The sequence below is a fragment of the Mesorhizobium sp. WSM4808 genome, from assembly GCF_055811675.1.
The window spans coordinates 1-739 of record NZ_JBVVQX010000074.1 but is presented as its reverse complement, the minus strand read 5'-3'; the positions used below and the strand labels follow the sequence as shown (position 1 = coordinate 739).

Here is a 739-nt window from a genome sequence, read left to right as displayed (position 1 = left end):
ATGGACGTCTCTGACGCGCCAAGCGGCTGAAGGCTCTGGAAGACGAGAATGCCAAGCTGAAGAAGCTGCTCGCCGACCAGATGCTCGAAGCCTCGGCGCTGCGTGAGCTTCTGTCAAAAAATGTATGGTCCGCCCCGTCCGTGCAAGGGTTCGCGACATCGCCGACGACGATTCCAGTTGCATAAATGTATCCGGCCTCTCGCGAGTGAGCTGCTGTTGCAGCCAGGCCATGATGAGATCCGCGCACGCCGTTCCCAATAAATGGTTCGGGCACGAAGCCCGCTTTTTTGCACAGGGCTTACGGCATGCTGATCCACTGTTTCGTCATCACTATTCCCGAGCCTTGCAATCGAGCCGGAGCGTCAGGCGAATGCAGGATCCCTGCGTTCGTAGAGTGCTCCCGGCTTGGTCAGGACAACCCAGACAATGCGCGCCATCTTGGCGGCAAGTGCGACAACAGCTTTGTTCGGGTGCATCCGGCTCTGCAACCCATCAAGCCAGCTTCCCAGGCGATCCCGGGTTCGATCCAGGTGACGGAAGCATGATCGCGCGCCATGAACGAGGAGCTTGCGGACGCAGCGGTTCCCGCGCTTGCTGATACCGAGTAACTTCTGCTTGCCTCCGGTCGAGTATTCTCGAGGGACCAGCCCCAGCCATGCGGCCAGGTCGCGAGCCTTCTGGAACTTTGCATCCGGTGCCGACGGCCGCCAGTAGCGCGGTGGCTCCCAATGCTCCGATT

1 pseudogene is annotated in these 739 nt (G+C 60.2%); it reads right to left on the bottom strand.

Going from position 1 to position 739, the window contains the following annotated elements:
• Positions 1-362: 362 nt before the first annotated feature.
• Positions 363-739, bottom strand: a pseudogene (locus tag AC0L2U_RS34735) (transposase); the annotation flags it as partial.